The organism is Neoalteromonas flava, from assembly GCF_002807685.1.
GTDB lineage: Bacteria > Pseudomonadota > Gammaproteobacteria > Enterobacterales > Alteromonadaceae > Alteromonas_E > Alteromonas_E flava.
The window spans coordinates 181,893-202,858 of record NZ_PEAX01000006.1 but is presented as its reverse complement, the minus strand read 5'-3'; the positions used below and the strand labels follow the sequence as shown (position 1 = coordinate 202,858).

The 20,966-nt window shown below is 45.3% G+C and carries 23 protein-coding genes; 15 read left to right on the top strand and 8 right to left on the bottom strand.

Going from position 1 to position 20,966, the window contains the following annotated elements; all coding sequences use genetic code 11:
- Positions 1-3: 3 nt before the first annotated feature.
- The 10 genes from CSH92_RS14730 (at position 4) to CSH92_RS14685 (ending at position 7,485) form a co-directional block, all read left to right on the top strand.
- Positions 4-501: a chemotaxis protein CheW gene (locus CSH92_RS14730; protein ID WP_100658409.1), complete on the top strand. Its 498-nt coding sequence runs from the start codon at positions 4-6 to the stop codon at positions 499-501.
- Complete coding sequence (locus CSH92_RS14725) at positions 501-1,250, top strand: ParA family protein (protein WP_100658408.1); 750 nt, start codon at positions 501-503, stop codon at positions 1,248-1,250. Before CSH92_RS14730 ends, CSH92_RS14725 begins: the two co-directional genes overlap by 1 nt.
- 1 nt (position 1,251) lies before the next feature.
- Positions 1,252-1,755, top strand: a complete 504-nt coding sequence (locus CSH92_RS14720) for an STAS domain-containing protein (protein WP_100658407.1) — start codon at positions 1,252-1,254, stop codon at positions 1,753-1,755.
- Complete coding sequence (locus CSH92_RS14715) at positions 1,748-2,560, top strand: CheR family methyltransferase (protein WP_100658406.1); 813 nt, start codon at positions 1,748-1,750, stop codon at positions 2,558-2,560. Before CSH92_RS14720 ends, CSH92_RS14715 begins: the two co-directional genes overlap by 8 nt.
- Positions 2,560-3,180: a chemoreceptor glutamine deamidase CheD gene (gene cheD, locus CSH92_RS14710; RefSeq protein ID WP_100658405.1), complete on the top strand. Its 621-nt coding sequence runs from the start codon at positions 2,560-2,562 to the stop codon at positions 3,178-3,180. The genes CSH92_RS14715 and cheD overlap by 1 nt, the downstream gene beginning before the upstream one ends.
- Before the next feature lie 5 nt (positions 3,181-3,185).
- Positions 3,186-4,277: a protein-glutamate methylesterase/protein-glutamine glutaminase gene (locus CSH92_RS14705; protein ID WP_100658404.1), complete on the top strand. Its 1,092-nt coding sequence runs from the start codon at positions 3,186-3,188 to the stop codon at positions 4,275-4,277.
- Between the two features lie 26 nt (positions 4,278-4,303).
- Positions 4,304-4,687: a BLUF domain-containing protein gene (locus tag CSH92_RS14700; RefSeq protein ID WP_100658403.1), complete on the top strand. Its 384-nt coding sequence runs from the start codon at positions 4,304-4,306 to the stop codon at positions 4,685-4,687.
- 29 nt (positions 4,688-4,716) lie between these two features.
- Entirely contained in the window at positions 4,717-5,730 is a 1,014-nt protein-coding gene (locus tag CSH92_RS14695; RefSeq protein ID WP_164084761.1) for a GGDEF domain-containing protein, read from the top strand.
- Between the two features lie 254 nt (positions 5,731-5,984).
- On the top strand, positions 5,985-6,380 hold the full coding sequence (locus tag CSH92_RS14690; RefSeq protein ID WP_164084760.1) for a response regulator: 396 nt from the start codon (positions 5,985-5,987) through the stop codon (positions 6,378-6,380).
- Positions 6,367-7,485, top strand: coding sequence for a two-component system sensor histidine kinase NtrB (locus tag CSH92_RS14685; RefSeq protein WP_100658400.1), 1,119 nt, complete (start codon positions 6,367-6,369; stop codon positions 7,483-7,485). Before CSH92_RS14690 ends, CSH92_RS14685 begins: the two co-directional genes overlap by 14 nt.
- Positions 7,486-7,532: 47 nt before the next feature.
- Here the strand turns inward: CSH92_RS14685 and CSH92_RS14680 are convergent, their stop codons facing one another.
- Positions 7,533-7,883: an outer membrane protein assembly factor BamE gene (locus CSH92_RS14680; protein ID WP_100658399.1), complete on the bottom strand. Its 351-nt coding sequence runs from the start codon at positions 7,881-7,883 to the stop codon at positions 7,533-7,535.
- A gap of 262 nt (positions 7,884-8,145) precedes the next feature.
- Here CSH92_RS14680 and CSH92_RS14675 point away from each other — a divergent pair, with 262 nt between their 5' ends.
- Positions 8,146-8,931, top strand: coding sequence for a substrate-binding periplasmic protein (locus tag CSH92_RS14675; protein ID WP_100658398.1), 786 nt, complete (start codon positions 8,146-8,148; stop codon positions 8,929-8,931).
- Between the two features lie 97 nt (positions 8,932-9,028).
- Here the strand turns inward: CSH92_RS14675 and recN are convergent, their stop codons facing one another.
- From recN to CSH92_RS14660, 3 genes are all read right to left on the bottom strand, one after another.
- Positions 9,029-10,702, bottom strand: coding sequence for a DNA repair protein RecN (gene recN, locus CSH92_RS14670; protein ID WP_100658397.1), 1,674 nt, complete (start codon positions 10,700-10,702; stop codon positions 9,029-9,031).
- A gap of 311 nt (positions 10,703-11,013) precedes the next feature.
- Positions 11,014-11,655, bottom strand: a complete 642-nt coding sequence (locus CSH92_RS14665; RefSeq protein ID WP_100658396.1) for a helix-turn-helix domain-containing protein — start codon at positions 11,653-11,655, stop codon at positions 11,014-11,016.
- Positions 11,656-11,673: 18 nt separating this feature from the next.
- Complete coding sequence (locus CSH92_RS14660) at positions 11,674-12,285, bottom strand: hypothetical protein (RefSeq protein ID WP_100658395.1); 612 nt, start codon at positions 12,283-12,285, stop codon at positions 11,674-11,676.
- A gap of 97 nt (positions 12,286-12,382) precedes the next feature.
- On the opposite strand from CSH92_RS14660, the gene CSH92_RS14655 reads away from it, so the two are divergent.
- The 4 genes from CSH92_RS14655 to CSH92_RS14640 are packed head-to-tail and all read left to right on the top strand — an operon-like array spanning position 12,383 to position 16,854.
- Positions 12,383-12,658 (top strand): hypothetical protein, encoded by a 276-nt coding sequence (locus CSH92_RS14655; RefSeq protein ID WP_124916971.1) that lies wholly within the window; start codon positions 12,383-12,385, stop codon positions 12,656-12,658.
- Between the two features lie 21 nt (positions 12,659-12,679).
- Positions 12,680-13,534, top strand: coding sequence for a hypothetical protein (locus CSH92_RS14650; RefSeq protein WP_100658393.1), 855 nt, complete (start codon positions 12,680-12,682; stop codon positions 13,532-13,534).
- 3 nt (positions 13,535-13,537) lie between these two features.
- Complete coding sequence (locus CSH92_RS14645) at positions 13,538-14,842, top strand: DUF885 family protein (protein ID WP_100658392.1); 1,305 nt, start codon at positions 13,538-13,540, stop codon at positions 14,840-14,842.
- On the top strand, positions 14,839-16,854 hold the full coding sequence (locus CSH92_RS14640) for a trypsin-like peptidase domain-containing protein (RefSeq protein WP_100658391.1): 2,016 nt from the start codon (positions 14,839-14,841) through the stop codon (positions 16,852-16,854). Before CSH92_RS14645 ends, CSH92_RS14640 begins: the two co-directional genes overlap by 4 nt.
- A gap of 47 nt (positions 16,855-16,901) precedes the next feature.
- On the opposite strand, the gene nadK is transcribed toward CSH92_RS14640, so the two are convergent.
- From nadK to CSH92_RS14620, 4 genes are all read right to left on the bottom strand, one after another.
- Positions 16,902-17,777, bottom strand: coding sequence for an NAD(+) kinase (nadK, locus tag CSH92_RS14635; RefSeq protein ID WP_100658390.1), 876 nt, complete (start codon positions 17,775-17,777; stop codon positions 16,902-16,904).
- Between the two features lie 154 nt (positions 17,778-17,931).
- Entirely contained in the window at positions 17,932-18,699 is a 768-nt protein-coding gene (locus CSH92_RS14630) for a 3-hydroxybutyrate dehydrogenase (RefSeq protein WP_100658389.1), read from the bottom strand.
- A 5-nt stretch (positions 18,700-18,704) separates the two neighbouring features.
- Positions 18,705-19,718: an extracellular catalytic domain type 2 short-chain-length polyhydroxyalkanoate depolymerase gene (locus CSH92_RS14625; protein ID WP_100658388.1), complete on the bottom strand. Its 1,014-nt coding sequence runs from the start codon at positions 19,716-19,718 to the stop codon at positions 18,705-18,707.
- A 15-nt stretch (positions 19,719-19,733) separates the two neighbouring features.
- Positions 19,734-20,957, bottom strand: a complete 1,224-nt coding sequence (locus CSH92_RS14620) for an E22 family MetX-like putative esterase (protein ID WP_100658387.1) — start codon at positions 20,955-20,957, stop codon at positions 19,734-19,736.
- Positions 20,958-20,966: the final 9 nt, after the last annotated feature.

The following is a 20,966-nucleotide window of genomic DNA, read 5'->3' as shown; positions in this document are numbered from 1 at the left end:
CCCATGAATATAGCTGCAGACGCAAATTTTGAGCTGCTGAGTTTGGACGTCGGTGGTGATTTGTTTGCGATCAATATCACTGATGTGCAAGAAGTTAGAGTATTGGAAGGGGTGCGAAAGTTACCTGACCTTCCTGCTGGCTGGCTAGGAGTCATAGACTTTAGAGACTCTATAGTACCAATAGTCGACTTGAGGGTTGTCTTGGACAGTGATGATACAACGATTGGCGATAAAACTGTGGTGGTTATTGTACAAGCAAAAAACGATGCGCAATCACGTTTGCTTGGAATTGTGGTTGATGCTGTGTCGGACGTGATGACGGTAAAACAAGCGGATATTCGTCAACCACCGAACGTCAAGAATATTAGAAATCGAGTTATCTTGGGGGTTTTCAAACGCGCTAAAGACATCATCTTACTGCTGGATATTGAACAATTGCTCGAGTCCACTGATTTTGCTGAAGTGCGATCACAAATATCGGATGTAAGTAATAACCCGTAATGACCAGAAACATCAGTTTCGTGAATCAAAAAGGTGGTGTCGGAAAAACCACTATGTGTGCCAATCTGGCAGATGCTTTGGCAATCAAAGGGCATAAAGTTATTGCGATAGACATGGACCCACAGGGGCATTTGAGTCAGCACCTTGGTTGCATGGATAAGACAGTGCCTGGAGTGTATGAGGTGATCCAAGGAGAGGCGCAACTTTCAGAAGTCTTTATAGAGTGCGCGGATAATCTTCGCTTGGTCGCGCCAGGTGCCAAATTAATGCGCTTGGAGAGCGTGCAGATGAGCCCTGGACGGGGCCTGATCATGCGCAAAGCGATAGCAAAAGAGAGTGGTTTGGATGCGGATTTTATTTTGTTTGATTGTCCTCCTTCAAATGGCTTTTTGGTGATTAATGGAATAGCAGCATCAAACGAGCTGTTAGTGCCAGTAACGCCGGACTTTTTGGGATTAAGTGGGCTGTCAGAAATGACCAAACAGATACAGCGTTTTGAAAAGGTCATGGGGCAATTCGCGCATTTATGGGTAGTGATAAGTCGCTTTCAGCATCGCACCGTATGCCGCGAAGCGGAGGAAAAAATCAGACATTATTTTGGCGATAAAGTGGCTCATCAAGTGATATTTGAACGTGCAGCAATTGCTGAAAGTCCAGGTCATGGACAATCAGTTATTCGTTATAGTCAACGTAGTTCTAGTGCTGATGATTTTATGGCGTTAGCAAGCGAGCTGGAGAGAGGCAATTAACATGAGTAAGAATAACAATAGCAATGACACTGAGAAACTCGGCCACGATCCACTAGAATGGTTGCAGGAAGAGGGAAACGAGGAAGATCTTCAACCAATCGCTGCGCCCGCAAAAGATAACGATGTAGAGTCAGTAGCGCAGGGTTCAGAAGAAGATTCTCAAGCCGCTGGGAGTGAGACTGTTAGAGAACCAGAACCAGAAGACGTAGGCTCGAATGGCAGACTAAGCCCTGAGTCTTCCCTAACAGTGCAATATGCAGAAAGTTTGCATCAGCAGATTATGGCTGCGGTGCAAGCTAGCTCAACCGAGCCGTTGGCGATTGACTTATCTCAGGTGACCCATGTTGATTCGAGCGGTTACCAACTGTTGATTAGTGCCTTTAAAACCTGTCAGTCAGAAAGCCGAAGTCTGCGATTATCTGGCGTTAAACAGGAGTTAGTCGAACAATTTAGGTTGTTAGGTGATCAAACATTGGCTGTCTGTATGGAAGCAGTTGATGACTAGAAGTAAAGAGTTTGCTTTTACTTTTGAACATTTTGATACGTTGCGAAAGTTAGCGTACGGGTATTCGGGAATTCATATTACCGACGATAAGTTCGAAATGTATTACGCACGTTTAGCTAAGCGATTGCGGGCTCTAAAACTAACTGAGTTTGCTGCTTATATTAAGTTGGTCAAACGTGATCCTGAAGAGTTCTCAGAATTTATCAACGCCATTACCACCAATGTGACGGCTTTTGAGCGCGAGCCCCATCATTTTGTGCGTTTGGGTCAAGAGTTGGAGCAATACTCGCGGCGAGACTTGCGTATTTGGTCTGCTGGATGCAGTAGTGGGCAAGAACCTTATAGTATCTTGATCAACAGTTTGCCCATTTGCGAACGCCGCAATATCGATATTAAGTTACTCGCCACTGATTTGGACACCAATGTTTTAACCAAAGCGAAGCAGGGGATTTATCCCTTGGAAGACATAAAAAACTACTCAGACGCGCAAAAGAAGAAGTTTTTTCTAAAGGGTAAGGGGGCTAATCAAGGGCTGAGTCGAGTTAAACCAAAATTGACTGATTTAATTGAATTCAAACAATTAAATCTTTTTAATCCTTGGCAGATTAATCAATCCTTTGATTTCATCTTTTGCCGTAACGTTCTGATCTACTTCGAAATGCCGAAAAAACTTGAGATCATTGCTCGTTTCAGAGCGAATCTCAAAGTTGGCGGGATTTTGTTTCTTGGGCATTCAGAGTCCATCCCGCGCACGGAAGAGCATTGGCTTAATATTGGTAAAAATATGTACCAATTAAGTGAGTAATGATGAATACCTTACCGCGGTGTATTAGAGGCTTTGAACACATTAATCGGTATATTGACCGTAATCTAGGCATCAGTACCGCAAAAATCTTGCCCGGTGAATTTTATGTCACTCAAGACGCTGAGATTATTACTACCGTGCTTGGGTCTTGTGTATCAGTTTGTATCTATGACCTTGCTGCACAAGTGGGAGGAATGAATCACTTTATGTTACCTGCCAGTACCGCTAATTCAGGCAATGTAACCAGTGAATCTTTTCGCTTTGGTGACGTTGCGATGGAACAGTTGATTAATGAAGTTTTAAAAGCAGGCGGTGATAAAAAACGCCTTAAATTCAAAGCCTTCGGCGGTGGCCATATTATCCAAAAAATGACTTCTATTGGTGACAGCAACATCAATTTTTTAAAGAAATTCATGGCACTAGAAGGGTTTAGTTTGGATATCACTGATCTTGGCGGTCCGCACCCGAGAAAAGTTCGCTTTGAACCACAGACCGGTAAAGTGTGGGTTAAAAAGCTTGCTCACTTGCACAACGACACCGTTAAACAGCGTGAAGAAAGTTATCAACAAGCGATAGCTTCCAGCACCGCTAAATACGGTGATATTGATTTGTTTGAGTAACCCTTATGAAGCCAATACGTATCGTTATAATTGATGATTCCAAGTTAATTCAAAGCGTCTTGCACGATATATTCTCCAGCGATCCTAGAACAGAAGTGGTAGGCATAGCTGAAAACCCCCATGAAGCCAGACAAATCATAAAAGACTCCGACCCGGATGTCATAACTTTAGATGTTGAAATGCCTAAGATGAATGGCATTACTTTTCTCCGTAATCTTATGCGACTGCGACCAATGCCGGTGGTAATGATTTCAACATTGACGGCAGAGGGGGCTGGAGTAACGATAGAAGCTTTAAATATTGGAGCTATTGATTTTGTCGAAAAGCCGGCCAATCTAGCTCACTCGATAGACGCCTATCGCGACGAAATATGTGCCAAAGTCATCTCAGCGGCGAAGGTTCCCAAGCTTAAATTGCTTGAATTGCAACAACGTTTGCAGCAAGGCAGTGTAGCAACAACAGGTACAAGTACATCAAGCTCTACGCCACAAAAGTTACCGCTATCGAGTGTTGCTGGTCTGAAAATCTGTGCGATCGGCGGATCGACCGGAGGACTAGAAGCGTTATCAAATCTTTTATCGCGGGTCAGATTTAATGGACGCGAAACCATTGTCGTGTGTTTGCATTTACCCGCCGGTTTTACAGCCTCCTATGCCAAGCGGTTAGATTCGCTTTTACCTGTTGTTGTAAAAGAAGCGGTCTCCGGTGAATCTCTTGAGCAAGGTAAAATATATATTGCACCTGGCGGGAGGCACATGGAAGTGGCCAAAAAGGGAAGTAGCTTTTGTGTACGGTTAAATGATGATGAGCCTGTGAATCGTCATCGACCGAGTGTGGATGTTTTATTTGACTCAGTTGCTCAAAATGTTGGCTCCGGTGCAATTGGCATGATTTTAACCGGCATGGGAAGGGACGGTGCGCAGGGACTTGCCAACATGCGTGCAGCTGGCTGTAAAACATTTGCCCAAGATGAAGCCTCATCGGTGGTATGGGGAATGCCAGGCTCTGCCTTTGAAATAGGGGCGGTAGAACAACAAAATGTGCTCCCGCTGGAAAAACTCAGTGCGTGTGTCGAGCATTACTATCAACGTCGATAGTGAGCTCTTGTTAACGAGGACTTATCATGTTTAGACTTATTTATGTCAGTGATGTCAATCAGGATCTACTAGACTCGGATGCTTTAGCGTCTTTGTTAACCAAGGCGCGTAAAAACAATGCAGAATTGGACCTGACCGGCATGTTGTTATGCGACTATGTGAATTTCTTCCAGGTGCTGGAAGGCGACGAACAACAGGTCCGCAAATTGTTTGACGTGATAAAGCGAGATCAGCGCCATACAAATGTTGTAATTGTTGCAGAAGAGTCCTGTTCTGACCGGCTTTTCGGTCAATGGCGGATGGGGTTTTCAAGTTTAGAGAACGTAGATAAACAAGATTTATCAAGACTTAATGCTGAGGAAGCAAAAGCCCTCGCTGCAACCTATGCAAATTTTCACGAAAAGTCGTAAACCAAGTGAGTAAAAAGTTAATGGAGTCAATGGTTGCGTTAACACGCAACAAAGATATTGATTCACTTGAAGCAAGTCTATTATTGACGTTGGTCGATTTTATTCCCGATTCCAGTATCACCCTGTACGATTGTGAGTTCGCCAATGATGATTCACGGACTAGTATGCGCTTATGCGTAACCGCAAACGAGGGTGTCATCGATTTAAGTGCCACGCAGCATAATGACAATTTTGGTCAATTAACTCAGAGAATGAAAGACACCATTGAGAGTGGCTTGGGCATGTTTATTCAAAGTGACGAAGGCTTGCAAGAGCACTGGTTGGCACAGACGCTGGGAGATGGTCTATATGCTATCTTACGTTTAACCGTCACAAAAAGGTTAACTAAGCATGAATTGTTTCTGGTGCAAGCCTTTTTAAAAGTGTATTCGAATTATGCCACTATCATCGCTCTTAGCGAGAAGGATAAGCTGACGGGGCTATTAAATCGGCATTCTCTGGAACGTCGTTTTCAAGGACTTATAGCCAGTCAATTAAAAACTCCACATCAACATGAAGAAGGCTCAAATAAAAGGCAAGAAGTATCAACTGAGCAACTGTGGTTAGGTGTTATCGACATCGATCATTTTAAGCAGGTGAACGATGTGTACGGACATCTTTGCGGGGATGAAGTTTTGCTTAAGTTGTCTCAGTTGATGCGCGAGTGGTTCCGCAAGACTGATTTATTGTTTCGCTTTGGGGGCGAAGAATTTTTAATTTTATTGCAGCCAATAAAACAAGACAGTGCTGAGAAAGTCTTTGATAATTTTCGCCAATGGATAGCGCAACAAAAGTTCCCATTAATCGGTCAGGTGACACTCTCCATAGGTGTCACTGCGGTAACAGCGAATGAATTTTTAAACAACGTAGTGTCGCGTGCAGATAAGGCCCTGTACTTCGCCAAAGAACAGGGCAGAAATCAAGTCGCAGTGTATGAGTATTTGCTGCGAGCGGGTGTATTTAGTGAACAATCGGTGACAGAAGGTGACATTGATTTGTTTTAGTTCGTGTTAAATCTTTGATGAAAGGTAATAGAGCGCTACTTATTTACTTGGTAGCGACGTAATTGAGAAATATTTCTAATCGGGTTGCAATTGGCGAACTATACTTTACTAGGTTACCTACATAATGCACTTTAATTGAGGCCGTCAAGCGACCTCCCAGAGTTAGCGGAGTTATACAATCGAAAACATAATGCACAAATTATGCGCAGTCGCAGTACAGTGGATCCGGCGTTATTAATAGGAAAATGCAAAGAATGATAAACGTAACTGATAGTGTTGAGAGTATAGACGGTCGGCACATCGTGGTCGTTGATGACGATGTTGAAATTTTAGAAGTTACAAAGCTTTTACTAAAGTCTGATGGCGCTCGAGTCAGTGAGTTTTCGAATGCCGAAGAAGCCTTAAACTTTATTAGCGGAAATGCTGACAATATCGATATCGTTATGACTGATCAGTCCATGCGTAGCCATATGCAAGGAGACGAATTAGTGCAACGCATTACGGCTAGTTGGCCAGCGATAAACTGCTTAATTATGACGGGGTTCGCTGCGCACAAGAAGCTTGAGCGGGTCAATGTTAAGGTCATGCAAAAACCCATAAACCACAGTACGCTGGTAAGTCAACTAAAGAGTTTTTATGTCAAGTATTAAGGCGATTGCTCCATCCAATAGTGATTTTCTTGGCAAGATGTTGGCAGATTCAGCCTCTGTTCTCATTTGGATTGCCAATACTGACAAAGAATGCATTTATTTTAATCAAGCTTGGCTGGCTTTTCGTGGCCGGTCGCTGGAACAGGAAATGGGATATGGATGGGCCAAGGGGGTCCACCCAGAAGATTATGAACGTTGCATTAGCATCTATTCTCAAGCATTTGAACAACGAGAGCCGTTTAATATGGACTATCGCTTGTTGGCGGCAGATGGCAATTACTATTGGATCAGAGATGAGGGGCGTCCTTACTTCGATGAAGATAACGTATTTCAGGGCTATATAGGTTCTTGTTTTGAGGTGAGTGACTTAAAGGACGCTCAATCGAAAATACTGCAAAAACACAAGATGGAAGCGCTTGGGAAGTTGGCTGGAGGCTTAGCCCATGATTTTAATAACAAACTGGCCGGTATCATGGGGTACGCACAGTTAATTTCTACGTTGTCGAGTGAAGAAAAAGCGAAAAAGCTGGCTGATAACATCGTACGGATTTGTGAGAACACAGGGCAAACAACCAAGACCTTATTGGAATTTGCAAAGAAGCGCGAGATTGTCACTTTTAAGTTTGACGTGCACCGTGTCGTCAACGCTGCGGTGCAACTATTGCAGCACACACTGGATAAGAAAATTGAGATTAAGGTTAGCTTAGAGGCAACTAGTTCGCATGTTCGTGGTGATGAAGCAGCAATAGAAAATGTACTTCTTAATCTTTGTTTCAATGCAAAGGAAGCTATTCTAGATTCCGGTACAATTACGGTATCTACCACCAATGTTGAGATTGATAATACGCAGCGTGACAATCGTTACCCTGATCTTGCTAAAGGCCAATATCTTTTAATCACGGTGGCTGACACTGGCATCGGTATTTCGACCGAGGATATGCTTAAGATATTTGACCCGTTTTTTACTACCAAAACAGACGGTACTGGGATGGGGTTGTCTTCTTCATTTGCGACGATCCAACAGCACGAAGGTCATATCTCTGCTGAGCCAAACACTCCGGAAGGCTCTACCTTTAAAGTCTTGTTACCGATCGCAGCGAGTTAAACTGATTAGTTATCTATACAGCTTTTTTGATAATTAACTGTAGATGGCTATTGATCGAGTGGAGTCATAAAGTCTTCGGACAATTCGAAATCACCCTCGACTGTAGAAATTTTCTCGTTCTCGAAGCGCACGATCAATGATTTTTTAAAGTCATCGCCACGCTTTTTCATGCCGCGTTTCATTTCGTAAACGTAGTACCAAGTGTCATGATCAAATGAGTCTTGCACAACGGGGTTACCCAAAACATATATCACTTGCTCCTTGGTCATGCCAATGCGCAATTGCTTAACGTCGCGATCATCTAAAAAGTTACCTTGAGGTACGTCAATACGGTAGATCCAATTTGAGCAACCGGACAAAAGAGTAGATATTACAGCGATAACAGCAAGAAACTTCATGAGAACCTTAATTTAACGAGAAAACAAAAACGATAGCCTGCGCAATCGGGTACGCATGCTACCTCAGCAGCATATGACCAATCAACTGCTAAATAGTTCTGGCTTGGCGAAAATTAACACTCAGTAATGGTCTTCTTTTGGTGAGAGAGTTAGGCCAGACACCGTTCCTTGTTGAATAACACTGCCAGAGCAAGATTTTCGCGCTGAGATTATTCTTTGACTATAATTTACCCAAACAACATAGAGATGTCGTAGCTGTAACGTGTTTCAACGATTTTGTTTTATCTTAATCATCATGCTGCAACTGCAATTCGTCGTGAATGCAGCTCCAGAGTCCGTTAAAGTTTGCATGATGGATACTGATCTTTTCCCTCTCTGGCGTCAGCCCAGAGATGAAAATCAAACTCACCCGGGTATTAATATAGAATTACAACAATACATCAGTTACCAGTTGGGTCATTCAATTGTTTGGGTGAGGGCACCTTTTCCACGTTGTTTGGTATTACTCAAACAAAACGAGGTTGATCTTCTGAATGTAGCCAGTTACAGCCCAGAACGAGAACAATATGGCCTTTACCCCAAAATTAATGGTGCCATCGATATTGAAAAGCGCCTGAAAAGCGATGCCTATCATGCTTACACGCTGCAACACAGTCACGTTGTATGGGACGGAGAAAGCTTCTCCCATATACAAGATAAGCCTATTGCCATTGAAATTGGTGCTTCAATCCGAAAATTCCTGAATGAGAAAACTATTCCTGTTTATGAGGTAAGCCGCGTGGATCAAGCATTTGGAATGCTTGAATTGGGCCGAGTGAGTGCGGTAGTGACCAATAAGTTTAATGGATTGTCGTTTATCTCTACTGATGTCAAAGAACTGCCAGTTCCAATAACGACAAAGCCCTATTACATCATGATTTCAGAAAAGTTCCATCGTGATTATCCAGAATACGCCGAACAAATTTGGGAGCATTCTAAAGATGCACGAGAGGCGCTATATCACGGCTTATTAAAAAAATACGGCCAATTTGAAGATTGGCCGCCGTAATCTTTAGTCTATATTCAGTCGGCTAGGTTTCCTGTTGTCTCTGGCGTTTGTTTTACCAGCAGAAAATACATCACTATATGTCGTCTAAAAACGAGAATTATGCAACCGCAGCGAGCAGTGAGCGTGCATTAGAAATCGCACTCTCGGTAACTGTGTCGCCGGCTAACAATCGTGCTAGCTCATTTACGCGCTGTTCCTTCGCTAACTCAACAATCGCAGTTTCAGTTGAATTTGTATCTGTATCGGCGTGTTTACTCACGTACAATTGCTGATCGGCCTGAGCGGCAACCTGCGGTAGGTGAGTGACACACATGACTTGAGCTTGTTTGCCCATGCGGCGCAAGAGTTGACCGACAATGCTCGCGGTAGGCCCACTGATACCAGTATCAATTTCGTCAAATAATAACGTGGGAGACTGCTCTTTATCGGCTGCAATGGCATGCATAGCAAGGCCGACCCGAGCTAATTCTCCACCTGAAACCACTTTGTCTAAACTGTCTGCTGCTTGACCAGGATTAGTTGAAATCAATACTTGGATATCGTCAATGCCGGTCGCCGATAATTTCTCAGCGTTACTGTGTACAGCAATGGTTACTTTGGCATGTGGCATATTCATGCGTTGAATCGATTGCTCCAACTGCTTCGCTAGCATCGGTGCTGCAAGCTGACGTTGTTCTGAGAGTTTTTGACAGTGCTCGATTGCTGCTTGCTGCAACATGTCAAGCTCGTGTTGAATGCCATCAAGTTCGTCGTCTGCTTGATTAATTGTGGCAAGCTCCTGCAGCAGACTTTGGTGATGACTGTATAGAATTTCAGGCATGACTCCATGCTTACGCGCTAATTCATTGGCTTTATCGTAGCGTTGTTCAACCTGTTGCATGCGCATCGGGTCAATGTCGAGTTCATCACAATATTGGCGTAATTCACGCGCAGCCTCTTCAACCTGAATATTGGCCTCAGTCAACAAACTAACAATCGGCGTAAGCTGTGCATCGCTGTCACATAAATCGCTTAAGCTATCGATACTTTGCTGGATTGCTGCGCAGGCGGAAAACCGTTCATCATCATAAAGCCGATGAAAGCTTAATTGACTTTGCTCCAATAAGCTTTGACTGTTGGATAAGCGTTTGTATTCAACTTCGAGCTCACTAAACTCATGCTCCGCTAATGCAAATTCATCTAATTCGGAAACTTGATAGCTCAATAAGTGCTTACGGTCGTTGCGCGCTTGGGCATGCGCCTGCAACGCTTCAAGTCGCAGCAGGGTTTGCTGGTATTGCTTATAGGCGCTTTGAGCATTTGCCACTAATTCGTGATTGTCTGCAAAAGCGTCAAGCAATTGCCGTTGAACCGTTGGCTTTAGTAATTGTTGATGACTGTTTTGGCCATGAATGGTAAGCAGTAAAGCACCCAGCTGTTTCAGTTGCTGGAGTGACGCTGCGGTGCCGTTAATAAAGGCTTTTGAACGTCCCTCTGCAGAAATAACTCGGCGAATAAAGCAGGTATCTTCCTCAAACAATTCATGTTCAGTTAACCAAGCTCGCGCCTTGCTGTTCTGGCTAATATCAAAATGAGCGATGATTTCGGCTTTTTCGGCGCCACTACGCACCATCCCTGCCTCCGCTCGATCACCAATACATAACGAGAGGGCATCAATGCCAATGGATTTTCCAGCGCCGGTTTCACCGGTAATTGCACTTAATCCCTTCTTTAAGCTGATTTCGATGTGCTTGACTACGGCAAAGTTCTTGATCGTTAAATGAGAAAGCATACAGACACCTATATATCTATACAGTACGTGTGAATATATACAGTGTTGAGTGTTTGGTAAAGAGATTTTGTTGGAATTGTTGTTTTTAAAGTGGCGATTCTACCCCACATAAGAGTATTTCTAGCGTCGCCAATTTACCTGTATATGCAGCGCGATTACTCAATAAGTAATGCCAGCTCAATTATGAACCTCGGAGCGTACAGCAGTCTATAGCCAATACCTAGCAATGGCTAGTTGCAACCAGTTTTTTGTAGACTCAGGTACAATGATTTAGCTCCTAGCGAAGCATGGTAGAGGTTGATAATAAATAATTACCCGATTGCGGACTGCTGCTTTTTATACGAGGACGGGGTGGTACCCGCCACGTTTTTAAATGCTTTGCTGAACGTGACTCGATTACTGAATCCAGACTCAAACGCAATGCGCTCCAAAGTCCAATTCAGTGCTTCATTGTCCATCAATTGGATGGCATGTTGCACCCTGAAAGAATTGATTAACTGATAAAAATTAGTTTTCATGGTTTGGTTAATGACTTGCGATAAAGTATGCGCTTTAATGCCGGAAACTTTAGCCAGGTCTGTTAAACTTAGGCTGTCGTTCAAATATAACTGCTTCTCATTTATTAACTGTTCAATTTCTTTAGCCATCATTTCCGCTGCGGTTTCGGGTAAGGCCGAATGAAAATATTTGACGTTACCGGGCGTCGTTTGAGCGTCGTGTGTCGGTTCTGTGTAGTGCTGCGCAATTTTATGTTCTTCATGACTAAACACTAGGTTAGGGCGCTGTAAGCCAATGTAGCCAATGCCTACTACCATGGCGGCGACGAACAATAGCCACACATCGCTGACCAGCGACAAAGTGCCAATATCCCAGAACTGCTGGGCGATAAACAAACTAACCCAAATAGCTTCTAGCGCTAAAAAGGCGACAACAAGCCATCTAAAACTTTGCACAACAGACTGACTATTATCTCAACGTAGGTTGGAAGCTGTGGCGGCGAATAAATTGATTTTACGCCAGGCCAGAAATAGATAAATCGAAAGGTGGATTTTAATGCTCAAAAACAATGCTACAAAAATAATCGGCAAAGCGTTTACTTCCGCTTGCTCGGAGAGCATTTTCCACATGGCGATTTTGGCTTCAGACCCATTAAATACCGATGGCGCGTTATATAACCATAACGCGATTGCCGGAATAAAGTGCATAATCATTACACTGCGATTGCATATTGGGTTACCCGCCAAGGTATTCGCGTAAATCCACAGTAAAGGGCCGATCCAAAGTACCTCTCCTGGTAACAAGTCCATACTATGCGACAGGTAAACATATAGACCCGTGTACAAGACGCCGCCTTCATACAATTTATAACTAATCACTGCCGCTACAAGCGCCAATATTCGACCGGGTGAGGCTGCAGCAGAACGCCGCCACAATGACACGCACAGCATTAAGGCATGACTACAGGCAATAAAATAAACCAGCCCTAATAAGGTTTGATACATGACTGCATCCAATAGTGAACTTTGGTTCCAAGAGTAGGTGATCGTAACGTTAACATTGTAAATCTCAAGCGAGATTAACATGTGTTTTTGGCATTTTAAGTAATTTAGTCTTGTCCAAACGAATAAGAGAGAAGATTTTATGTTTACCGCCAACCGAGGCGTTCGAGTAATCGCCTTCATGAGTTTACTATTATCCCTGCCAGGGATAAGCAAAGCTGCTGAACAATCAAACTTCGCTACCAATAAACTGGAACAGTATGAAACCTCTTACTTTCGTCACATTATGTTTCGGGAAAGTCCTTACGCGCCATACCGTGGTATTTATCCGATAGATGAAAGCACGCCACCCAATTTTGCTCACTATCAATTCAAGCAAGATGCGCAAGGCCGGATCACGCGAATTACCTATCAGCAAAATAACGCATTGATCCGCGGCAATGAAGTCTGGGATTAGTTTATCTGGTTTGCACCAAGAGTGGATATTGCCTATGCAGACGATAGCGAAATCCACACCTATTACAATAGTGAAGGGATACAAATCGCTGCGCACGGCAATGTATACAACTCGATATATGAGTTAAACGATAATGGTCAACGCATTGCGCTTCGTTTCTTTGATCAACATGGAAATGCTTCGGAAAGCGAGTGGAGTGTTCATCGCTATGAGTGGCGTCATGCCAATGGCAATGTGTATGAAAAGCGTTTTAATTTGAATGACGAACAGCAGCCATTGCGTCCGGTATTAACCTTTTACGAAGTTGAGCTCGAATATGACCGAGACGACAAGTTGGTTTTTATGCGCAATTTAGGTCTAACCGGAGAACCTACCAATAACGAATCAGGAGCGGGTATCGATCGGATCACCTATGACCACAAGGGTAACTTTATCCGTTGGCAGGTATTCGACAAAGATGGCAAACCTGTTGAGGGCAACCGTCCGATGGTACACCTTGGCGAGCATTTGTATGATGAATATGGCAACAAAGTCGGCATGAGAGGTTTTAACCGTTATGGGAAACAGATCCCGTTTAGCTGGGGAATCTTTGAGCACGCACGCACGTTTAACCAGTATGGGAATATGGTGGAGCACGCAATGTACAATGCTGACGGTTCGTTAAGTCGGCATATGCTGATCGAATACAATCCGGCACAAACAGAAATTACCTGGTTGAAGGCATTGAATGAGCTGGGTCAGCTTGTGAATAGTCCAATGCTAGGTGGTGCCGCAGCGTTGCAGTATGAATACCGTAGTGACGGTGACGTCGTTAGACACCCGTTCAACGCTGATATGAGCGCGTTCAATCCACCTCAGCAAGATACGTCAGAGTAAGTCATGTTAGTTTCATTCTCAGCGCGCACTCTGACCACGTTTCTGCTAATTATTGCTGGCAGTTGGTGGACGAGTGTAGCAGCGGCGGCAACCAATGCATTTGACAACGCCGCTGGCGCTATTATGCACCAACTTAGTCAACAGCCACTACAGCCGGTCCAATTAGACTTTGCGGAATTTCTGCGTATGTTTCAGCCGGACAAACAGCGCAGTTTATTGGAGCTTGCTGAATTGACGGCGCAAGCACACGCACTTGAACCACTGGACGCTTGCCAGTCGATTACTCAACAGAGTCTACTATTTCAGTTACAACTGATGACCGAACGTCGACGTTTGACGCGCACGGGCAAGCCGATGTATGTGGGCGCTTTTACGCCGATGCCCAATGGACGTGAATGGTACCTGCACTGGTTAGCGTCATGGCTACAGCAAAATGTTGCGTTGACCGAATTACAAGGCATAGCTCATGCTGAGCTCGAACGTGTCGAACTGTTGCGCCTTCAGCTGGCAAAAAATCAGCTCCCCAAAGGAGGTAACCAAGCGTTTTCGAGCAACCAGCACAACACTATAGTTAAGGCGTTTCGGCAAAGAGAAAGTATTGTCAACGCTCATTTACCGCACCTGTTTAGCTTCGATTTACGAGTTGAACCAGTCAATATTGTGCCGTCCAATTTACCCAAAGCGTTTCCTGCCCCCGGTATTTATGACCCCGCCAGTGATACTTTCATTTATCACTTACAAACCAATGAGTTGCCTGCAGCCCATATGGATTGGTTATTTATCCACGAAGGGGTTCCTGGGCATCACTTCCAGCATACGTTGGTTGACCAGATTGCATTATGCCCCTCACTCAAAGGGATCACTATGCCAATGGTTATGCTAGAAGGTTGGGCAGCATATGTTGAAACCTTGGGGCCAGAAATGGGTCTATTCAACGATAAAGCAAGCTATGCATATGCGCTCGAATGGCGCACGTTGCGTGCCTTGCGCGTGTTGATTGATATCGGTATTCACGCCCACGATTGGCCTGATGATCATGCCGAAGCTTTGTGGCAACGGTATTTGCCCGATGCTCCAAACATAATGCGACGAGAAATTGCACGGATAAAACGCTGGCCTGCCCAAGCCATTACTTATGTATATGGAAAGTACGAGATCGAACAAGCGCTACTTAAGTACGCCACGCAGCAAAATGTAAAAGCGGTGCGCAGTGTTATTTTTCAATTGAGCAATCACAACCCATTGGCACTAGATTTTGTGCATCAATTCATAACTTCTACTGCAGTTAAAGCGGAGACCACTTCATGATTTCAGCAATTAAGCGTCTAACGCTCATTTGTTCCATATTCTTTTTAGCATACGCCATCCACGCGAATGAATTACCACGCTCGGTGTTATTGGGGGTCGGCCCTGCACAGTCGGACAATATTGGCGGAGTTGTGGTTGGCCATATTGCTCCGCATAGCACAGCTCAATCGTTGGGATTAAAGATCGGAGATCGAATTACCCATATTAATCGTCAGTCCTTGTCGCATTTCGCTGATTTAGTTGAGCTGATCAAAAACATGCATGCCGATGACCCCATTAGTTTGAGCGTAACGCGTGAAGACCAGACGCTGCAATTAGATGGAAGGGTGCAACCTCGCCCCTACGAAGTGAGTGAGATTGCGGATGTGAGTTACGAAACAGTCGAATTTGCCGGCAACATACTCCGCGCAATTGTCCATACTCCTAAAGCACGTCGTGTCAACGAAGTGCTTCCTACCATCTTTTATATCCAAGGATACACCTGTGGTTCAATTGATTTAGGTATGACCCCCAACAGCTCCTTATCACAGCTGGTAAATCAATTTGTCGAAGCCGGTTACATTGTGTTTCGGGTCGAAAAGCCTGGTGTCGGTGACAGCCTGTCACCTCGTGATTGCAGTTCGATTGATTTTACCGAGGAATCTCAAGCTTTTGTGCATGCGCTGCGTGCGCTAAAACAACGTGAGCAAGTAGATCCTAACCGTATCTATTTGTGGGGGCATTCTTTGGGAGTATTGCACAGTGCGGTCATGGCCGACCAAGAAACGGTTGCGGGGGTTATTGGTTATGGCGGTGTGTATAAGCCATGGTATGACTACATGCTCGACATATACTCACAACAATCGGTCAAGCATTTTAACGTACCTACTGAACAAGCAAAACGCAACACGGGCATTGTAAAGCCGTTTCTGAATACGTGGTTAAATACCTCAATGCCTTGGCAAGAGGTCCTCACCCAGCCTGATAATCAACCTGCACTCAACAGTGGTTTATTACCCATCAATGGTGAGCAAATTTTTGACCGCCACTACAGCTTTTTTCGCAATATGAATGGGTATGATTTCCAATCCATGTGGCAGCGTATTGAAGCGCCTGTTTTGATGCTACATGGTTCGCTTGATATTCAAGCCATTAGCGCCGACTGGGCAAGCGCTATTGTCGCTGCAAACGGAAATTCATTCAGTGATTCAAGCATCATCAAAGGCGCTGAACACGCATTTATGCGTTACAGCGATGCACAGCAATATGCCAGTGCCAGAAGTTCAGGGCGTTTTAACCCTAACAACACGGGAGACCGTTATGACACTCGTATCGCTGAGAAGACATTGGCGTGGATTGCTACCTTACCTAAACATTCGGGTAAGAACCAACTGAGCTTCTATGACCAAGCTCACGACAAAGCATTTGTTGGCAATGGATTTATTATTTCACACAACAACACCTTGTACGCAGTCACAGTAAAACATGCGCTGTTAGAAGCGGAAACACCACAGATGGAACATGTGAGTATTGAACAAGCGGTACAGCAATGGTCACTAGCGCATCATCAAGGAAGTTCAGCCCCCATCATCTTGGGCAAACTGCTCAATGCAGACCCTAATGAGCCGATTGACATGTTAGTCTTACAACGTGATTGGTTAGTGTTTGAGCTAGACCAAACGCAGGTTGGTGGCTTTTTAAAACCTCTGACTATGCGTGAAACGGCATTGAGCAATGACGAGCGAGTGATTGCGGTTGGCTGTACCTACGCCACCCAAAAAACGTGTGACCAAGACACTTACGCTGGTCACTATATTGAAACGGACGGTAATAACCTTCGGGTTAAAATGGCTAACGTAGACTTCTCGACTTTGCGAGGCTTAAGCGGCAGCCCGGTGCTAGACAATAACGGACAAGTTGTCGGTATTGTATCAAATGTATTGCGGTCTAAAACTGGGAATGGCTTTGATTTCGCACCGGCAACCACGGACTACCTCAAACAGGTATTCAATTCAATCAGTAGGGAGGGTTAGTTACTTGCAGTGCTGCACATAGCTGGATGCGCTATTGCGCAATGGACTCAGTACAATTTACTGCCCCAGCCGAGCTTATTGCGCAATACAGTGAAGTAGCTGTAACCTTTTGGGTGTACCAGTGATAATTGGTCGGGGTTCTTGCGAATACGGATTTCGTCTCCGGGTAAGACCGGAAGTACGATATGACTGTCACAGCTGACTTGTAGGTTAGAGCTATTGACCTTTGACACACGCATTGACACTGTCGAGTTTGCATCGACCACAATAGGGCGACTACTTAGCGTATGAGGGAACATAGGTACTAACGTTAGCGCATCAAGCTTGGGCATCAAAATCGGTCCGCCTCCAGAGAGGGAATAGGCCGTAGAGCCTGTTGGCGTGGCTATGATCAAGCCATCTGAACGTTGCGAAAACACAAAGTGGTCATCGATGTAGACTTCGAACTCCATCATGTGCGCCACTTTACCGTGGTGCAAAACTACTTCATTGACCGCTGAACTGGCGCTTTTCAACTGTTCGTGGCGATACACTTCGACTTCTAATAAGAAGCGTTGCTCGGTTACCGATTCGCCGGCGAACAGTAAAGCCAGTTGCTGCTGAATTTCATCCGGGTGAATATCGGTTAAAAATCCTAAATTACCACGATTGACGCCGACCACCGCCACGTTAAAGCGCGCTAAGACTCGGGCGGCGCCGATCATATTGCCATCACCACCCACGACGATGGCTAAGTCCGCTTGTTTACCAATATCGACTAAACTACAACTGGTTAGCCCTTGATTTGGGAAGTCCTTGGCAATGTGCTCTTCGAGCAAAATGTCACAGTGTTGCTCGCGCAAAAAATCAATAACAGCAGAAAGACTCTGCTGCGCACCTTGATGAGCAGGTTTGCCAATTAGTCCGACGGTTTTGTAGGTCATGCGAAATTGCGAAGATTTTTAGTATCAAAACACTAGCATACTTCATGGGGAACACAAATCTTGATTTTTTCTTCCGAAATACAAGGCTAACACCCAACTGGTTGAGGAGGGGCCACCTCAACGTTAGTGGCACACTAGTTGACCCGATTACTGCCTATCGACAGGTCCAGCCGCCATCCAAAATCAGTGTTTGGCCGGTGATATTACGCGCGCTGGCAGAGATTAAAAACTTGGCACTATCAGCCAATTCTTGGATATCGATAAAGGCTTTCTTGGGCATGGGTTCCAGCATGATTTTGTTGATCACATCCTCTTCCGAAAGATTATTCTCCTTCGCTTGTGCCGCGATCTGTTGTTCCACGAGAGGCGTTTTCACATAGGCAGGACACAATGTATTGATGGTGACATCGCAGTTACCGGTTTCCAGTGCGATGGTTTTGGCAAAACCTAATAGGCCATGCTTAGCGGCGACATAGGCTGATTTATAGGGTGAAGCGATTACTGAGTGGATCGATCCCACATTGATGACCCGGCCGAAATTTTGTTGCCGCATATGCGGCAGTAACGCTTGCGTTAATAGTGCTGGGCCAACCAACATCACTTGGATAAGCTGTTGCCATTTGTGGGCCGGAAAGTCTTCCAATTTTGCCACGTGCTGAATACCGGCATTATTGACCAGGATATCAATCGGTGTGGCTTGCAGTTGCGTTGGTAAGTGTGCAACCTGCTGTGGGTCACACACATCTATTTCAATCGCCTCAGCATTGCCACCCGAGGCGATAAGCTTATCTGCCGCCTGTTGCGCTGCGGTTAGCGATAAATCTGCAATAACACAATGATGGCCATCTGCTGCTAGGCTTTCAGCAATACCAAAACCAATACCACTGGCACCACCTGTGATCAAAATGTTGCGTCTAGTCATTATTGTTAGTTCCCTGATTGTTGTGACCGACTATTGAGCTGTTCAATCATGTTGGTGATGGCAACCACTTGCGCAGCTTCTGAATTTGCATAGTTATTACCACTGTATCCCCACCAGTCCCAGCAGCCTTGCGGGTTTAGCGGCATAATCATTGAAGTTTTAGTTTGCGGGTAAAGCACGACTATTCGGTTAGTTTCCGCCCAAGCATTCAATCCCGTTGAGCTCGCGTATGTGTCTCCCACGGCTTGCATGTTTTGATTGCAGCCGTGGAAACTGATGTGTAAACGACAGTCTTCAGCAGCACAAGCGGTAGGAATATACACATAGCCTGATTCGGCCAACCCATCTGCCGGTTCTCCACCCAACGCATGTTGATCAAAGCGATGTAAGTTTTCGGGTAACCCTGTGGCTTTGGGATTCAGTTCTCCCAGCAGTGCTTGCAATAATTCACCAGCAGCGTCATACCCACAGGCACCCAGGTAGGGCGATTCTGAGACCGAACAGCTACTGCCTTGATCTTCCGTGGGGAAGTGGTGAGCAAAGGGTTTGTCGTCGATGTACGTCACTGTGCCATTGGTGACCCAATGTTGATACTGGGCGACTAATGCATCAGCGGCACCGCGATTTACTGTGCTGTCTTGGGTCCCATGTAGGATCCACACCCGATCATCGGCGAGGTTATCCAGCGCTGGCAGTAGGCCAGCTTTGGCATATTCTTTAGCCTGTGCCAGCAGGTCAGTAGTGTCGATAGGGCTATTCAGTTTAGAAACGCATTGTCCGAGTGCGATGCCAATATCCCCCTGAGCGCAGTAATATGGGCCAGTACCAATCAGTGCAGCGCCATTGATCCAGTTGCTATTGGCTAAATGGAACTGAGTCGCCATGTAGCCGCCCGACGATAAACCGCTGACAGTGGTTTGGCTCAGGTCTAGGGCTAACGGGGGAAGTGTCTCGCTCGCTTCAGTTACACCCGAGAGCGTAATTAAGCCAGTGATTATTGTAGGAACTAATTTTTTCATGCTGATTTCTCACTTTTATTTTACAGCAGTGGTTGGCGACTCTATGGCCAAAAACTCGCGAATGGTGGCGGCGTGTTGTGCGATGCCTAAAACACCTTCAAGATGTCCTAAATCACCAGCAAATTCATGGTAGGTGGACGATTTATCCAATGCCTGCAATTGTTCATGGGCGTGTTTGGCAAGGTGTGGCATAAGTAGCAGGTCTTGGCTTGCTGGTAGCAACAATGTTTTGGCCTGAATACGTGCTAAGCCATGGGTTAAATCACCTTGTTGACCGGCCAAAAATAATTGGCAGGCACGAACTAGATACAGCAGGTGATTAGCATCCATCAATTTAGCGCGCTCGGCCGCGCGCTGACGCAACCATGCCGTAATCGTATGTTCTGCATTAATATCCATCAGGGGCTCAGATTGCAATGGATAATGTCCAAGTTGCTCGCCTTGCTGCTGAAAGAAGCTGGGGGTGAGGGCGTCTTGGGTAATAAACATGAGGGTCGCGGTTAAGCCGGCCAGGGGCTTGGCTTTGCCGTAATAATCTCCTTGGTGCCAGGCAGGGTCGAGTTTAATTGGGATCGCCCATTGCTCTAATAGCGTTGTGGTCCATGGGTCGGCTTGCGCAGCTCCAATCACTGAAATTAAGCGGGGTACCCAATCAGGATAGGCGCTGGCCCATTCAATAGCTTGCATAGAACCCATTGAGGGCCCCGCCACAGCATAGAGCTTTTCAATGCCCAAGCTCTCCAGCACACGTTTTTGAATATTGACTAAGTCGCGCATGGTGATGACCGGAAAGTTCAGGCCGTACGGTTTGCCAGTGGTGGGATCTATTGACGCTGGTCCGGTGGTTACCACATTCGAGTCATGCACCGACAGATTCGCCAAAGAATCCACACTGATCACGAAAAAGCGATCAGTATCGATGGCTTTGCCAGGACCAATGATGGCATCCCAGTAGCCGGCAACAGGGTCATCTGGGTGATATTTACCTGCCGCATGAGAGTTACCGGTAAAATAATGAGTGATCAGGACCACGTTGTCTCTTTGCGCATTCAGAGTCCCGTAGCTTTCCCAACCAACGCTGACTTGGGGAAGGGTTTTACCGTTGAAAAAGGTGAAATCCTGAGTGGTAAACGTTTGCTTCGTTGTCAATAGTGTTTCTGCATTGCTGTGGAAACTTACTAGCAACAGTACCCATAAGCTCAGGGCTCCACACCACTTAGGGTTGTTAAACACTCGCATAATCGCTCT

Bases quoted from the DNA above. Each gene is read 5' to 3' on its own strand.
- CSH92_RS14630 (WP_100658389.1), bottom strand. From the start codon at position 18,699: ATGACTAGACGCAACATTTTGATCACAGGTGGTGCCAGTGGTATTGGT.
- CSH92_RS14720 (WP_100658407.1), top strand. From the start codon at position 1,252: ATGAGTAAGAATAACAATAGCAATGACACTGAGAAACTCGGCCACGAT.
- recN (WP_100658397.1), bottom strand. From the start codon at position 10,702: ATGCTTTCTCATTTAACGATCAAGAACTTTGCCGTAGTCAAGCACATC.
- CSH92_RS14730 (WP_100658409.1), top strand. From the start codon at position 4: ATGAATATAGCTGCAGACGCAAATTTTGAGCTGCTGAGTTTGGACGTC.
- CSH92_RS14715 (WP_100658406.1), top strand. From the start codon at position 1,748: ATGACTAGAAGTAAAGAGTTTGCTTTTACTTTTGAACATTTTGATACG.
- CSH92_RS14655 (WP_124916971.1), top strand. From the start codon at position 12,383: ATGAGTTTACTATTATCCCTGCCAGGGATAAGCAAAGCTGCTGAACAA.
- CSH92_RS14680 (WP_100658399.1), bottom strand. From the start codon at position 7,883: ATGAAGTTTCTTGCTGTTATCGCTGTAATATCTACTCTTTTGTCCGGT.
- CSH92_RS14625 (WP_100658388.1), bottom strand. From the start codon at position 19,718: ATGAAAAAATTAGTTCCTACAATAATCACTGGCTTAATTACGCTCTCG.
- CSH92_RS14690 (WP_164084760.1), top strand. From the start codon at position 5,985: ATGATAAACGTAACTGATAGTGTTGAGAGTATAGACGGTCGGCACATC.
- CSH92_RS14705 (WP_100658404.1), top strand. From the start codon at position 3,186: ATGAAGCCAATACGTATCGTTATAATTGATGATTCCAAGTTAATTCAA.
- CSH92_RS14645 (WP_100658392.1), top strand. From the start codon at position 13,538: ATGTTAGTTTCATTCTCAGCGCGCACTCTGACCACGTTTCTGCTAATT.
- CSH92_RS14725 (WP_100658408.1), top strand. From the start codon at position 501: ATGACCAGAAACATCAGTTTCGTGAATCAAAAAGGTGGTGTCGGAAAA.
- CSH92_RS14660 (WP_100658395.1), bottom strand. From the start codon at position 12,285: ATGTTAATCTCGCTTGAGATTTACAATGTTAACGTTACGATCACCTAC.
- CSH92_RS14685 (WP_100658400.1), top strand. From the start codon at position 6,367: ATGTCAAGTATTAAGGCGATTGCTCCATCCAATAGTGATTTTCTTGGC.
- CSH92_RS14700 (WP_100658403.1), top strand. From the start codon at position 4,304: ATGTTTAGACTTATTTATGTCAGTGATGTCAATCAGGATCTACTAGAC.
- CSH92_RS14640 (WP_100658391.1), top strand. From the start codon at position 14,839: ATGATTTCAGCAATTAAGCGTCTAACGCTCATTTGTTCCATATTCTTT.
- CSH92_RS14620 (WP_100658387.1), bottom strand. From the start codon at position 20,957: ATGCGAGTGTTTAACAACCCTAAGTGGTGTGGAGCCCTGAGCTTATGG.
- nadK (WP_100658390.1), bottom strand. From the start codon at position 17,777: ATGACCTACAAAACCGTCGGACTAATTGGCAAACCTGCTCATCAAGGT.
- CSH92_RS14695 (WP_164084761.1), top strand. From the start codon at position 4,717: ATGGTTGCGTTAACACGCAACAAAGATATTGATTCACTTGAAGCAAGT.
- cheD (WP_100658405.1), top strand. From the start codon at position 2,560: ATGATGAATACCTTACCGCGGTGTATTAGAGGCTTTGAACACATTAAT.